General features: G+C 38.8%; 8 protein-coding genes. 5 read left to right on the top strand and 3 right to left on the bottom strand.

Annotation, left to right across the window (positions count from 1 at the left end; all coding sequences use genetic code 11):
• Window positions 1-48: 48 nt before the first annotated feature.
• The 3 genes from IPP32_10835 to mtaB form a co-directional block, all read right to left on the bottom strand.
• Window positions 49-6,594: a gliding motility-associated C-terminal domain-containing protein gene (locus IPP32_10835; GenBank protein MBL0048575.1), complete on the bottom strand. Its 6,546-nt coding sequence runs from the start codon at window positions 6,592-6,594 to the stop codon at window positions 49-51.
• 61 nt (window positions 6,595-6,655) lie between these two features.
• Entirely contained in the window at window positions 6,656-10,345 is a 3,690-nt protein-coding gene (locus IPP32_10830) for a PKD domain-containing protein (GenBank protein MBL0048574.1), read from the bottom strand.
• A gap of 181 nt (window positions 10,346-10,526) precedes the next feature.
• The gene (mtaB, locus tag IPP32_10825) at window positions 10,527-11,855 is read right to left on the bottom strand and encodes a tRNA (N(6)-L-threonylcarbamoyladenosine(37)-C(2))-methylthiotransferase MtaB (GenBank protein MBL0048573.1); all 1,329 of its coding nucleotides are present in this window, start codon (window positions 11,853-11,855) and stop codon (window positions 10,527-10,529) included.
• Window positions 11,856-12,037: 182 nt separating this feature from the next.
• Here mtaB and IPP32_10820 point away from each other — a divergent pair, with 182 nt between their 5' ends.
• The 5 genes from IPP32_10820 (at window position 12,038) to IPP32_10800 (ending at window position 16,211) form a co-directional block, all read left to right on the top strand.
• Window positions 12,038-12,766, top strand: a complete 729-nt coding sequence (locus IPP32_10820; protein MBL0048572.1) for a glycoside hydrolase family 16 protein — start codon at window positions 12,038-12,040, stop codon at window positions 12,764-12,766.
• Between the two features lie 204 nt (window positions 12,767-12,970).
• A complete protein-coding gene (gene pyrR, locus IPP32_10815; protein ID MBL0048571.1) occupies window positions 12,971-13,510 on the top strand; it encodes a bifunctional pyr operon transcriptional regulator/uracil phosphoribosyltransferase PyrR in 540 nt (179 codons plus the stop codon).
• A 2-nt stretch (window positions 13,511-13,512) separates the two neighbouring features.
• Window positions 13,513-14,433 carry an aspartate carbamoyltransferase catalytic subunit gene (locus IPP32_10810; protein MBL0048570.1) on the top strand — a complete coding sequence of 307 codons (921 nt, stop codon included), beginning with the start codon at window positions 13,513-13,515 and terminating at the stop codon, window positions 14,431-14,433.
• A 66-nt stretch (window positions 14,434-14,499) separates the two neighbouring features.
• The gene (locus tag IPP32_10805; protein MBL0048569.1) at window positions 14,500-14,874 is read left to right on the top strand and encodes an STAS domain-containing protein; all 375 of its coding nucleotides are present in this window, start codon (window positions 14,500-14,502) and stop codon (window positions 14,872-14,874) included.
• A 425-nt stretch (window positions 14,875-15,299) separates the two neighbouring features.
• Entirely contained in the window at window positions 15,300-16,211 is a 912-nt protein-coding gene (locus tag IPP32_10800) for a ribonuclease Z (GenBank protein MBL0048568.1), read from the top strand.
• Window positions 16,212-16,232 lie beyond the last annotated feature (21 nt).

Below are 16,232 nucleotides of genomic sequence, written 5' to 3'. Positions count from 1 at the left end.
AAAATCCTGCCCTTTTTGGGAGCAGGATTTTTATGTTAGAACTTATTCTTAATAGTATACATTAATACTTCCATTCACTTTGAAATCTTGAATTTTATATACATAATAGTATACCCCATTCTCAACTACAGTTCCATTTTTATCTTTTCCATCCCAGCAATTTTCGGAATTAGAGCTTTTAAAAATTTCTTTTCCCCAACGGTTATATACCCATAATTCGGAACATTCGTCAAAGCTACCATCTGCTTTGTAATAGTAGCAATCGTTCACACCATCACCATTAGGAGTAATCACATTGGCGAGTTCTATTTTCACATTGTCTTTTTGAGCAAGTACGTCATTCACAATTGAGGTATCGGCTTTACAATTATTTTGTGAAGTCACGGTAAGCTGTGTAGTATATACTTGGCCATAATCAAAGGTATGTTCAGGATTTTCATTGATGGAGTTTGAGCCATCTCCAAAATTCCAAACATAACTTAAATTTTCACCGTTAGAGATGGAACTTGTGTTGGTATACGCAGCTTTTAATCCATCACAACTTGGTGTATAAATGATAGTGGCACTAGCATTTGGCAATGGATTTACATCAATTTTAATTTTTGTGCTATCCACACATCCAAATGCAGTAGTTACAATTAAATGATAGGTAATTGTATCTGATGGTGATGTTTTTGGATTGGATGAAGTGACACTGCTTAAACCATTCGATGGAAACCAAAAATAGGTGGCACCGCCTGATGCACTAAGTTGAATACTATCGGTGCTGCACACTCCTGCATTTCCACTGGTAACTATAACTGGTAATGGATTCACAGTTACAGTTACAGTATCTTGTTTTTGACAACCGGTAGCTGTAATCGTTTCAGTTAATAAATAATCGGTTGTGGATGTTGGACTAGCAATTGGATCGCTGATAACATCCGACGATAAACTTGAACCCGGGGTCCATAAATAGCTATTACCACTCACTGACGGATTTCCAATTTGAACTGATTTTCCAAAACAAATGGCTTGATTTGCACCTCCATTTGCCGGAGGAAGCGGATTAACATTCACTATTACCGAGTCTTTTTTGAAACAACCGGTTGCTGTAACCGTTTCTGTTAACACATATGTGGTGGTTGCTGTTGGGCTGGCTCCAGGGTTGGCATCTGTAGCATTTGTTAATCCTGCAGTTGGTGACCAACTGTAGGTATTTCCTGCAACTGATGGGGCACCTATGTTTACTGTTTGCAATAAACAAATGGTTTGTGCAGCAGTTACCGTTGCCAATGGCAATGGATTTACTGTTACCACAACTGAATCAACTTTAAAGCATCCGGTTATGGTATTGGTTTCAGTTAAAGTATAAGTGGTTGTCGCTGTAGGATGAGCAAATGGATTGCTGATGCTGTCATTGCTTAAGCCAAGTGCCGGAGTCCACACATAGGTATTGGTTAATAGCGCAATAGCACCTATTTGAATGCTGTCTCCAATACAAATTGGCACATCCGCACCAGTAAGTGCCAAAGGCAAGGTAATTACATTTACAGTAACAGTGTCTCTATTTACGCAAGTAGTAGTATTTTCTGTTACCGTAAGGATATAAGTCGTAGTATCAGCAGGGCTTGCCATTGGCTGAGCTAAAGCTGTTGAGTTTAATCCTGCGCTTGGGCTCCATAAGAATGTTGAATTCACAGCAAAAGGTGAGCCTCCTAACAATGTGGAATCTCCAAAGCAAATTGGTCTGTCAATACCGGCATTAACAACCGGTAAAGGATTCACATGTACTTGCATGGTATCTTTTTGCACACATCCATTGGTATCCGTCACTGTAACAGTGTAATCGGTTGTTACTAAAGGATGTGCCAATGGATTAGCAACTGTTGCATTTATCAAACTGGCAGCCGGAGTCCAAACATAAGTTGAGTTTAACGGTCCGGTTGGTGCACCTCCTATAGCGATGGTATCGTTAATACAAAGTTCCAAATTTGAACCGGCACTTACTATAGGGAGTGGATTTACTTTTACAATAACAGTATCGCGATTTACACAAGTGTTTGTATCAGTAACTTTAACAATATAAGTTGCAGTAAGGGCAGGGGAGGCGTTTGGATTTGCAACAGTGGCATTGCTCAATCCTGCACCCGGACTCCATACATACACAGAACCAACAGGTCCGGTTGGGCTTCCGCCAATTGCAACCGGCGTTCCAATACAAATTGTTTTGTCGGTTCCTGCATTCACGATTGGTAACGGCAACACTGTAATTTTAATAGAGTCTGTTTTAAAGCATCCTGTTGCATCAATTGTCTCTGTAAGAATATAGGTAGTAGTTACTGCAGGTTTTACAAATGGATTAGAAAGCGTAGACGAAAACCCAGGAGGATTTGAAATCCAAGCATAACTATTACCGGCAACATTAGCTGCTCCAATAGCTGTGCTATCGCTGATACACAAGTTTCGACTTGCTCCAACAATAGCATCCGGAATAGGATTCACAAATACAATCACAGTATCCGTACCATGGCAGGTATCGTTTGTTACAGTAACAATATATTGTGTGGTAATAAGCGGGCTTGCAGTAGGGTTGCCTAAAGTGGCATTATTTAAACCGGTACTTGGCACCCATAAGAAGGTTGAGCCCGGAGGTGCAGTTTGAATTCCTCCAAGCAATACACTGTCTTTTTTACAAATAGTTTTATTAAAACCTGCATCCACCGGAACAATTGGGAAAACTAGCACTTGAACAGTATCTGTAGCATGACAACCATTGGTATCTGTAACTAAAACAACATAATCAGTTGTAGTATCGGGCGCTGCTGTTGGATTTGCAATATTTGGGTCACTTAAATTAGTGATGGGTGACCAACTAAAAGTAACACCTCCGCTAGCATTAAGAATTACATTATTACCCGGACTTGGACATAAATACAAATCAGGACCTGCCGCCGCCGGTGGCAATTGATTAACTGTAACTACAACAGTATTCATATTTTGACAACCAGTAGCAGTTATGGTTTCGGTAAGGGTATAAGTTCGAGTAGAATCAGGGCTAGCCATAGGATTGGCAGCTGTTGGATCGCTTAGTCCGGCTGTCGGGCTCCACGAATATGAACTACCCACAACAGCAGGAGCACCAATTTGTGCACTGTCGTTTCTACAAATGGTTTGAGGCAAACCAACACTTGCATTTCCAATTGCATTTAAAGAAATGGTAACTGAATTAGAATCCACACAACCGGTTATTGTATCGGTTTCAATTAAGGTGTATTTTGTTTCTGCTAATGGTGAAGCAATTGGATTGGAGATACCTGTAAAATTTAATCCGGCAGCAGGTGACCAAGAATAAGTATGGTTGGCAATTGCGGCAGCACCTATGCTTACCGAAGTTCCAAAACAAATGGTATCATCCGGAATTACTGTTGCTAAAGGAAGGGCATTTACAAATACTTTCACACTATCGGTTATAAAACATCCTGTAGCAACAATCGTTTCAGTCAATGCATAATTGGTTGTTGTAGTTGGATTTGCAATCGGGTCACTTAAGGTATCGGAGGTTAACGTCGCAGCCGGACTCCATAAATAGCTATTACCGACTACAGCAGGTGATCCAATTCCAACAGTTTGCCCAAAACAAATTGTCTTATCTAAACCACCGCTTAATGCAGGCACAGGATTTACGGTTACAAAAATTGAATCAGTATTTTTACAAGTATTGATATCGGTAACAGTTAAGGTGTAATTTGTATTTGCTGCAGGGCTTGCTTGTGTGATAGATGCAGTTGCATTCGCTAAGCCAAGTGCAGGGCTCCAGCTGTAAGTGCTGCCATTTGGTAAAGAAGGTAAACCAATATTTATACTGTCGCCAAAACAAATCACTGTTGTTGGGCCACCGGCATTTGCAATTGGTAGTGGATTGATATTAATTTTTACTGTATCCACATTTACACAACTGTTTGCATCGGTAACCGTAACAAAATAAGTGGCATCAACAGTTGGATTTGCAGTAGGGTTAGCTATTGTGGAATCATTTAATCCGCTTAAGGTATTCCAAACAAAGGTGGAACCAATAGGACCAGTAGGTGTTCCGCCAAGAGTTGTGCTGCTTCCAATGCAAATTGCTTTATCAGTTCCGGCATTAGTGATGGGCAATGCATTTACAACTACTCTCATGCTATCGATGTTCGAACAACCATTTGAATCGGTTGCCGTTACTACATAACTTGTTGTAAATGTTGGATTTGCAGTTGGATTACCCAAAGTGGCATCATCAAGTGAAGTTGCATTGTTCCAACTAAATGTTGCACTCCCCGGCGCTGTTGGTGAACCACCGATTAGTGTGCTGGCACCCAAACATATTGTTTTATCCGTTCCCGCAGTAACATTTGGTAAGGTATTTACATTAACTTCTACCGAATCTCTATTTATACAACCTTTTGTATCTGTAACAGTTACGGTGTAGATTGTAGTTGTACTTGGATTTGCAGTTGGATTGGCTATTGCAGCATTAGTTAAGCCGGATGAAGGGTTCCAAACAAATGTTGAACCAGCAGGTCCGGTTGGGCTGCCTCCAATTCCTAATGAAGTTCCTTGACAAGTTATTTTATCGCTACCGGCATTTACAATTGGTAGCGCATTCACAGTAACGATCATTGAATCTGTGTTTACACAAGAATTTGAGTCGGTTACTGTTACTTTATATTGCGTTAAAATCAAGGGGCTGGCACTTGGGTTAGAAAGCGTAGCGTTATTTAAGCCGGTAGAAGTTGTCCACACATATGTAGATCCAACAGGTCCGGTTGGTGTTCCACCAATTGTTATTGCATTTCCAATACAAATTTCTTTGTCAATTCCAGCACTAACAGTTGGTTTTGAATTAACTTTTACAGTTACAGTATCTTTATTTACACAACCATTCGAATTGTTGGTCATGGTAACTATATAAGTAGAGGTTACTGTTGGATTGGCATTTGGATTTGAAATAGTTGTGCTGCTCAAGGCAGTAGCAGGAGACCAGCTATATGCAAATCCGGGACTGGTAACTGCACCAAGTTGTGTGCTAGAACCAATACAAATAGGTCGGTCAGCACCTGCAGTTGCCGGTGGTAAAGCATTTATATTTACCGCAAAATTTACAACTGACGAAACGCAATTTAAATCGTTCGTTTGCGTGTACGAAACATTTCCGGATGGGCCATTGCCCCAATCTACCAAAATAGCATGTGTACCATTTCCCGAAATTATGGTTCCACCACTAATTGACCAGTTAAAAGCTGCACCTGTAATATCGGGAACACTATAAGCTACTCCTTTTTGATTGGCACAAACACTCACAGCACCGCTTATTGCGTCCGGAACAATGGGTGCCACATTAATTGTATACACTGAGTTGATTGTTTTACGAGGACATCCATTATCATAAGCTTTTATAAAAAACTGATAAGAGCCAGCTTGCGCGCAAGCACTGTTCCAACAAAATTGACTGCTAACAGATTGAAATCCTGAATCATTTGAGAAAGTAGCCGGGGGATTAGTAATTCCAGGATTAAAAATATCTCCACTTGCTGTAAGGAACAAACTATCCGTTTGATCACTAAATCCAATATCAAAACAAATACTTTGTCCTGCTCTTATATTATAAGTAGATACTACAGAATTGGAGTCAATATCAATAGCTTGATTAGGACTACTGTTGGGAGGACATGTAATTACAATAATTTGAAGATCTCTTCGGGTTATACCAATAGGGTTCGGATTGGTTCCCCTGAATTCTTTTATTTCAACAGCAACTACATAAAGTCCTATTGCAGGTGGAGAATAAGAGGTTAAACCTGTTGCTCCATTTATACTGGCTAATCCACCTGTTCCAAATGGATCTGTTACACTAAAAGTGTTATTGATATAAGTTGCGGTTTGAATTGGGAAGGGGTAAGGATTGGGGCTTGGTGGATTGGCACCTCCGGTTAAACTAACAAAGGGAGTTACAAAGGTATAAGTAAGTAAGTCACCATCGGGATCTACCACCGAATTCAATAGGCTAGTGGTATCATTTACACAAAGATAAGGCACCGGAGCATCCACAAAAACGGGAGAACTATTGTTCACAAAAGCAGGAGGTACATAAGCGAAAAAGCTCATACCTGTGTTGTTATTTGTAGCATTGATGTTAGCAATTTGAGTATTTCTACAGCATTGGTCGGCAATTAAATAATAACCTTGTGCCTGAAACGGAAGGCTTATAGTGGTAGAATAAACCCCTTTCTCAACGCATACATTTGGATTAAAAGTACATCCCCCTCCACTTGGAAGTACAACAGGGCTTAATACCACAGGTCCTACCGGTACAGAAGTAAAAAGAACCTTATTGGCATTGGATGTGTTTTCAATATAAGCACCCAAATTTACAGTTTGTGTAAACTGTGAACTTCCTGCATCACATCTACGATACATCGTTATCACAACATCATAAGTTGCTGTTTGGGTTTGCGCATTAAAACTAACATAGGTGTAATTTAAGCTACCGCCCATCAAGTGGGATGCTTGGGTGTCGATTGTTGCAAATAAAGAAACAAAACAGATAAGCGTGGAAAGTAAAATTTTATTTTTCATAGGGTTTTTTGTTGTGTGAATTTGTAAAATAATTAGAAGAGGCGGGGTTAGCCTCCTCAAATTATTCTAAATAAATTTTTTGGGTTATTGTGTTATTTTCGCTAGTGATTTTAACAAAGTAAATACCTTTTGCTTGATTACTTAAATCAACTTTCTTGGCATAAAGTTCAGTTGCACTTTCTTGCATTTCAAATACTTGTCTACCCAAAACATCGCTTATAGAAACCGATACATCTTTTTTACCAGAAAAAGAATAATTGATTTGGAAAATGCCTCTGGCTGGATTAGGGAAAATGGAAACCGATTCGCCTCCAGATAGTGATTGGGTGCCATTTGGATTGGTAATGTATACAGTATAGTCTTCGGCTTGACCAAATGTTACATTACTGCAGGCATTTGTTAAGGCATTAAAATCAGAAATAACCCGCATTCTTAAATTCGTGTAAAACACAACACCGGTAGCAGGAACATTAATATTTCCGCTGTGTGTTAAAAGCGAATTGTTTTGGTAAACTAATTCATTAGGACTATTAAAGTTTCCGTTGTTATTGTAATCAATATAAATGCGCACATTTTCTGATTGGCCTAAGCCTGTTGTGATGGTAAAAGGGGTTGAATATCCGCCTCTCATTGTTGTATCACGCTGCGTACATGTATAATCTTTGTATCCGTCTGAACCATCAGCACTTGAATTGTTGATGTTTCCTAAATTTACATTGCTAATCCCAACCCCGCAGCAATACCCGGTTGTGGCAGGTGAACAAAGTGTTGCAATTGGACCTCCTAGTGTTACTGTTATATAGTTTGTTTTGGTAACGGTATCGCAACCAAAACTGTTACAGCTAATTAATTGAACAGTATAAACACCATTGGCTGAATAGGTATGGGTAGGATTTGCAAGTGTAGAATTGGTTAAATCTCCAAAGTCCCATGTGTAAGATGTAGCATTTGACGTACTATTTGTAAATGCTATAATTCCGTTACAGCTGCTGGTTAAGTTGGCCGCAAATGCTGTAACCGGAGGGTTGGTATTAGGAGTTACAGTAATGCCATAATCCTCGGCTTGACCGTACGTTAAATTGGTGCAGGAACTATTTAATGCTGAGCCCACATCTGATACAACACGCATGCGTAAAGGAGTGTTGGTTACAGCTGTTAAGGGAACAGTAATGGTTCCAGTATGATTTAAAGTAGCATTAAAATCACTGTATGCAATTTCAGTCGAGGAGCTAAATTGACCATCGTTATTATAGTCAATCCAAACACGCACATTTTCAGCAATATTGTTGGAAGTAGTAATCGAAATCGTATTACTTTGACCGGCCAACACAGATGTTTGCAACAAGCAACTGTAATCGCTATATCCTTCGGTAGCATTACCGCTGCTGTTGTTAATGGTTCCAAAAGTAACATTGGTTACCCCAATGGTGCAGCAGGTATTAACTGTTACAGGCGAACACAATGGTGAAATGGGACCCGGACTTGTGGAAACAACATTAATAAAGTTGGTTTTAGTTAAGGTGTCGGCTCCAAATGCATTCGTAACGATAAGTGTTACAGTATACAATCCGGTAGCTGTATAAGTATGTGTAGGATTGGCAATAGTTGAGGTACTTAAGTCACCAAAATCCCAAAGCCATGAACTGATGGAGTTTTCGGTTGAGTCAATAAAGTTTACAGTTCCGCCACATGAAATGGTAATATCTGCACCAAAATGAACAAGCGGTGGTTGGGTATTGGGTTTCACTACAACTGTATAGTCCTCCACTTGACCTCTGTTTGGGTTGTTACAAGGACCGGGAGTGCTTCCTGCAAAGTCACTCCACACGCGCATTCTCAAAGGTGTATTTAAAACGGCAGTGCTTACTGCAACATTTACTAAAGCCGATGGGTTTTTATGGTTATTTGAGGTCAAAACCAACTCATTGGTTGAAAAAGTGCCGTTGTTATTGTAATCTATCCACACTCGTGTATCTTGTGAATCGGCTGCGCTGGTTTGAATTTTAAGCAAATTGTCAAATCCTTCAATAACTTCAGTGCTATTACCGCAAGTAAAATCTTTATAGCCTTCTATACCGCTTAAGGAACTGTTATTGATAGTTCCAAAAGTTACGTTTGAAATACCATACCCGCAGCAATGTAATGTGGTTGTTGGGGTACAAGTAGCAGCAATTGGGGCCGAACCCAATGCAACATGCACATAAGTAGTTCTTACAAGTGTATCCGCGCCAAAAGCATTTGTTGCAATTAAAGTTACGGTATAATCACCTGATGCTTGGTAAGTATGCGCAGGATTTTGAGAACCTGAAGTTGTGGCATCACCAAAATCCCAATCCCAAGAAGTTGGGCTGTTATTTGAAAGGTCGGTAAAAACTACATCTCCGCTGCAACTGGTAACCGTATTTACTGTAAAATCAGCACTAGGAGGATTGGTGTTTTGAAGAATAACTACTGAATAATCTTCGGCTTGACCAAAATCATAATTTCCGCAAGGAGTTGGTACACTTACACTTCCATCATAATCCGCGGCAACACGCAGGCGTAGCTGAGTGTTTAAAACTGCTCCTAATGGAATTAAAATGGAGGCACTGGCAGAAGCAGCACTGTTTACATTCAATACACTTTCTGTATTTGTATCAAAAACTCCATCGTTATTAAAATCAATCCAAGCCCTAAAATTTTGTGAACCCGCAGCTCCTGTCGCACTTAAGGATAGTTGATAACTTGAACCTTCATACACATTCGTAGACCAGGCGCAAGATAAATCATCGTAGCTACTTGTGGCTAAAGCACTTGTACTTGCAATGGTATTAAACGTAACAGCAGTAATTCCAAATCCTCCAAAAGGAGTTGAAGCCGTTGGTGCGCAACTTGCAGGTGCTGCTCCACCACTTGAAATGGTAATATAATTTGGTTTTAATAAAGTATCCACACCAAAATTATTTGTGGTAATCAGTTGCACTGAATAGGTGCCCGGATGCGCATACGTATGTGTTGGATTCTGTAAAGTAGAGGTTGTTGTATCGCCAAAATCCCATTCCCATGAGGTTACATTACAACATGTTGCATCAGTGAAATTAATTGTTGTTTGGCAGGTATTCGTAAGATTTGCACTAAAGGCAGCTGTTGGAGGAATGGTTGCTGGAATAAAAGTAATCTGCGTATTTGGACGATTTGTGGTAGCTGTTCCGTTTAAAGTGCTACATACAGAAGTTGTATTGTCTTGTCGGAAAAAACTAGTACTCAGAAATCCGGTTGGTGTAAAAGTTACACCCGGGTTTCCATTTGTAAAAGCAGTATTGTTAAAACAAACCTGAACCAAAATATTTGAAGTGCCATCCCAAAAAAATGGAGTTGAAAAGGTATGCGTGTTCCACCCAATTACTACTTGATGGTTGGATGCAGGAACTACTGTAGTGGTTCCGCTAGCAAAAGCACCACTCACAACGGTGGCATTGGTTGACATCATCCCAATAGTATAGTTTTGAAGGTTGGTCGCATTCGGAATAGATGCCACATTAAATGCAAGTGACGTAATATTTCCGGTGGACATTCCTTGAGCACTTAGTTCCGAAGCCAAATAAAGTATATCATGTTTGGCACCCCAGAAAAAATTACCGTATGGACACGGGTAACTGTTGCCGGTGTTGGTAGTAGCAGATGTTCCAATTGTAATAGTGGTTTGAGCGTTTGCATTGAGCAATGTCCCAATGCCAAATAAGAAGAAACAGAATGGAATAATTTTTTTCATGAATTTTGGGTTTTTAGAAGGGAAACAAATGTAGCCTTTTCTTTTAAAAAAGCAAGTCCTAGATAGATTCTCCGTGTGAAACATTGAAATTTATCGGTAAACCAAAAAGGTGTTTGTGCTATAAAGTTGATTCGGATTCCAAGAAAGCATCCGCTAAGCCAATAAAGGCAATACTTTTAACCTATGCTACAACGGATTCAAATTCGATTTTCATGTCTCCATCCAAGTCAATCTCAACTAGTTTAACTTCAATGGATTGATTAATCAAGGCTTCGTCGAAGGCAGTTTTTACCTTCACATAATTGGGGGTGAAGCCGTGCATAAAACCAGCTTTATTATCAGCTTCAAAAAGCACCGGGAAGCTATTTCCAACTTGGCTTTCGTAAAAATTGCGTCGTTTTTTTTCGGATAAAATACGGAGCATTTTGTTTCTTTTTTGGCGCACATGAATTGGCACAATCTCTGGCATCAAAACAGCATCGGTATTATCTCTTTCGCTGTAGGTAAAAACGTGGAGGTAGGAAATATTCAGTTCGTTTAAAAAGGTATAGGTATCTAAAAAATCTTCGTCACTTTCGCCCGGAAATCCAACAATTACATCCACACCAATGCAACAGTGGGGAAGCAGTTCTTTAATTTTAGCAACCCTTTCTACATATAATTCGCGCAAATAACGACGGCGCATTAATTTTAAAATTTTATTACTTCCCGATTGAAGCGGAATATGAAAGTGCGGAACAAATCGCTGAGCATTTGCAACAAATTCAATCGTCTCGTCTTTTAACAAGTTAGGTTCTATACTGCTGATGCGGATACGTTCCAAACTTTGAATGGCATCCAGTGCTTTTACCAAATCTAAAAAGGTATTTTCATGCTTTTTATTACCGAACTCACCTTTCCCGTAATCTCCTATATTAACACCGGTTAATACAATTTCTTTAATTCCTTGTGCCGAAATTTTTTGAGCAGAGGCAACTACATTTTCCAAAGCATCGCTTCGGCTGATTCCGCGAGCCAATGGAATGGTGCAATAGGAGCAGGTATAATCGCATCCGTCTTGCACTTTCAAAAAAGCCCGGGTGCGGTCACCAATGGAATAGGCATCTTTAAAGAAATTTGCTTGTTCAATTTCACAAGAATGAATCTCAGAAGTAGTTCTTTTATCCAGAGATTCGAGATAGTGTATAATATTGAACTTTTCACTTGCCCCTAATATCAAATCTACTCCATGAATAGTTGCAATTTCCTGCGGTTTTAATTGGGCATAGCATCCCACAATAATGATAAATGCTCCCGGCGATTGCTTTAAAGCTGATTTCACCACCTTTTTGCATTCCTTGTCGGCATTTTCAGTAACAGAGCAGGTATTTATTACATATATATCTGCAGCTGATTCAAAGGCTACTTTAGAATACCCGCCCTCCACAAATTGTCGCGAAATAGCAGATGTTTCGGCAAAATTTAATTTGCAACCTAAGGTATAAAAGGCAACTGTTTTTGATAAAATCATTGGGGCCGCAAAAATAGTTTATTTTTACTAACCTAAACACCATTTTGGTTGAGAAAATTAAATAACTTTTTAGAAACTTTTTTCATTAATTGCAGTATGAGTTCCTAATTTAAAATCAATTTTTTCTGAAAAATAAATTTCTCTACCTGGTTTTACTCTTTGTACTTCCCATAATGCTTTCGATGCAGTCTGATTTTATGGCCAAGGTAAGGTATTCGCTTGAACCGATTACGTTCAGTGGCTATCAATGGATGATTAAGGAAACGGTGAGCCCCGAGCCGGTGGGTCCCGGACCAAATTACTTTGTAAATACTTCTAAAAATGTATTTATCGATGTATTGGATAACCTGCATTTAAAAATTTTAAAGCAAGATGGGGTATGGAAATGCTCGGAGGTGATTTCTAAGAATCAATTCGGATATGGCCGCTATGTATTTAATATTAAAAGCCGTGTGGATTTACTGGATGCCAACACTGTTTTAGGAATTTTTTTATGGGATCCCAATGCCCTCAAAAACTACAATAATGAAGTGGATATTGAAGTAAGTAAATGGAGTGTAACAAATAACATGAATGCCCAATTTGTAGTGCAACCCTTTACAGAGCCCGATAATATTAAGCGCTTTAACATGAATTTATTGGGGAATTATAGCAGTTTTACGATTGATTGGTTTCCGGATCGAATTATCTTTAATGCCTACCATGGTCACATTGAATGCGATCCCAAAAAAATATCGAAACCTATCAATGTTCCTATCCAAACGTGGGTGCATAAATCGCATAATATACCGGTTCCACGTCAATCCAACATTCGATTTAACTTATGGCTTAATCAAGGCATCGCCCCCAGCGATAACCAAGAACAGGAAGTAATTATTACTTGTTTTAGTTTTTCTCCTTTGGTGCATTAGTTTAATGAAGCAAGCTAAGTTGCCCGGCTTGATTCATATCTTAAAATTACCAATGTTTGAACTAAGGCCTTCTGGCTTATAAATGCATTTAAAAAATGATTCCTGAAATTTCCTGAATTACTTATTGGATGAGGCACTTGTAGGATTCCTAAAAAAACTAGCATTTTTCATTCTTAAAGAACTATATTTGCACAACTCAATCCTATGCAAGAGCGAATAATTCTAAGTCCACAGAATTTTAAACTAACGCTTAACCGGCTTTGCTATCAATTGGTTGAGAACTACAACGATTTTTCAGATACCGTAATTCTTGGTTTGCAGCCTAGAGGCGTAGTTTTAGCCAAGCGCATGCACCATCAATTAACAGTTGAATTAAAGCATACCAAGCTTTTGCTAGGTAATTTGGATGTTACTTTTTTTCGCGACGATTTTAGAAAGCACGACGGTCCGCTAATTCCACAAAGCACTGATATTAATTTTACGCTTGAAGATAAGAAAGTGATTTTGGTGGATGATGTGCTTTTTACCGGTCGAACTATTCGTTCAGGTTTGGATGCAATGTTATCTTTTGGGCGTCCGCAAAAGGTGGAATTAATGGTGCTTATTGACAGGCGATTTAGTCGGGATTTACCCATTCAACCCAATTATGTTGGCAAAACAGTAGATACCTTGCCTACCGAAAAAGTAAAAGTGGAATGGAAGGAAAGTGATGGAACAGATTTGGTAAAACTCATTACAATATAAAGATGGAAGGCAAACTCAGCGTAAAACATTTGCTCGGAATAAAGGAATTGCAGTTTTCCGACATCGAATTAATTTTTAAAACAGCTGAGAATTTTAAGTCTATTTTAAACCAGCCTATAAAAAAGGTTCCATCCTTGCGGGATAAAACCATCGCCAATTTATTTTTCGAAAACTCAACGCGCACAAAGCTTTCCTTTGAGTTGGCAGAAAAAAGACTTTCAGCTGATATCGTAAATTTTGCAGCTTCATCGTCTTCGGTAAGCAAAGGTGAAACACTCATTGATACGGTGAATAATATTTTAGCCATGAAAGTCGATATGGTGGTAATGCGGCATCCCAATCCCGGGGCAGCGGTATTCTTATCCCAGCGGGTTAATTCGGTAATTATTAATGCCGGCGATGGGGCACATGAACATCCCACACAAGCTTTATTAGATGCTTTTTCGATACGTGAAAAATTGGGCGATTTAAATGGTAAGCGTATTGCAATTATTGGGGATGTGCTGCACTCAAGAGTTGCGCTATCTAATATTTTTTGCCTTCAAAAATGTGGCGCCGAAGTAATGGTATGCGGTCCAACCACCTTATTACCTAAATATATAGCTACTCTTGGAGTTAAGGTAGAGCACAATTTAAAAAAGGCTTTAGCTTGGTGCGATGTGGCCAATATGCTGCGGATACAATTGGAACGGCAAGACATAAAATATTTTCCCTCTTTGCGGGAATATGTGCAACAATATGGTTTAACAAAACCCATGCTCGACGAGCTATCTAAAAAAATAGTAATCATGCATCCCGGACCAATAAATAGAGGAGTGGAGATAAGTAGTGAAGTGGCCGACAGTGATCAATCGATTATCTTGCAACAAGTTGAAAATGGGGTAGCTATTCGAATGGCGGTACTTTATTTGTTGTCGAATTAGTTAATTTAGTCGCTAAAATTTTTTGTTTTATATATTGTTTATATATTTGAAAAAAAAATCGGAACTATGAATTTCCAAATTGAAAAGAAAGAAAAATACACGCTTATTAAGGTAAACATTGAGAAACTTGATAATAATGTTTCGCCAAGTTTAAAGTCAGAGTTGGTAGTTTTAACCACTGAAGGTGTAAAGAATATTGTGATGGATTTAACAGCAGTGCGCTACTGCGACTCTTCCGGATTGAGCGCTATTTTGGTTGCCAATCGCTTATGCAAGAATGCAAATGGTTCGTTTGTATTGTGTTCTATTCAAGAAGCAGTAAAAAAATTAATCTCCATTTCTCAACTCGATTCAATACTTAAAATAACAAATACAATCGACGAAGCTGTTGATTATGTGGTGATGGAAGAAGTAGACCGCGAATTAGGCGAAGATGATTGATTGTTGAATAAATGCTAAAAAAACCGCTAGCTCAGTTGAATGAATGGCGGTTTTTTATTTTCAATACTAGGCAAAAAAGCAAGATTCAAAAGTTTAATAATTCAACAAGCTAATAAATCCTAATAGAATCATAATTATCCTAACAAATCAGCGATCTTTCCACCCCCTGCCCCCGCCAGCGGGGGATACTAAAATCCAACTGTCGAGCAGCTAAAAAAATTGAACTCAAAACCAAAGAATCAAAAATCAAAATAACTCAATAACCCAATAACTCAATAACCCAATAACTCAATAACCGAATAACTCAATAACCAAATAACTCAATAACCTTCCTTCGACTTCGCTCAGGATGACATAAGAATTCTCCAACTGAACAATTCAATAATTCAATAATTCAACAACTCAATAATAAAACAACACAATACTTGTCCTTTCAACTCACAATTCTCGGTAGTAGTTCTGCAACGCCTACGTCAAAGAGGCACCCAACCGCTCAATACCTCAGTTTTCACGACCGTAATTTTTTAATCGATTGTGGCGAAGGAACTCAAATGCAGATGCGCCGCTACAAGTTAAAATTTACGCGTGTAAATCACATATTTATAAGCCATTTGCATGGGGACCATTACCTTGGTTTGCTTGGATTTTTATCGAGTTTACATTTATTAGGTTGCACGCAGGATGTGCATCTTTATTGTCAAGAACCTTTAAAGGAAATTATTGATATACAACTTAAACATTCTGACACGCACTTAAAATTCAAAATTGAATATCACTTTTTGAATCCCCAAAAAAATGAAACTATTTTTGAGGATGATAAGATAAGCGTCGAGTCAATTCCACTCAGTCATCGTATTCCTTGCTGTGGTTTTATATTTCGGGAAAAGGCTGGATTGTTATCAATTCGAAAGGATATGATAACCTTTCATGGCATTGGAACCAAAGATATATTGAAAATTAAAAAGGGCGAAGACTTCACTAACGAATTGGGAAAAGTAATCAAGAATAAAATCCTTACCTATCCTGCAGAACCTTTGCGTTCGTATGCATTTTGCTCCGATACCATTTACGATGAACGCTTAATTTCATATTTAAAAAAGGTAAGCTTGCTCTACCATGAGGCCACATTTATGCAAGGCATGGAAAAGCGCGCCGCCGAAACCTTTCATACAACTACTGTACAAGCAGCTATTATTGCAAAAAAAGCACAAGTGGGTAAATTGCTCATTGGCCATTTTTCGGCTCGTTATAAAGACCTTCAACCACTTTTGGAAGAAAGTCGTGAAGTATTTAAAAATACGGAGCTTGCCGAAGAAGGCATTTGTTTCGAATTATAGTTTTTGTTAATTATTCCCTAC

This window comes from Bacteroidota bacterium (assembly GCA_016721765.1).
Taxonomy (GTDB): Bacteria; Bacteroidota; Bacteroidia; order UBA4408; family UBA4408; genus UBA4408.
This window is presented reverse-complemented; position numbering and strand designations above follow the sequence as displayed.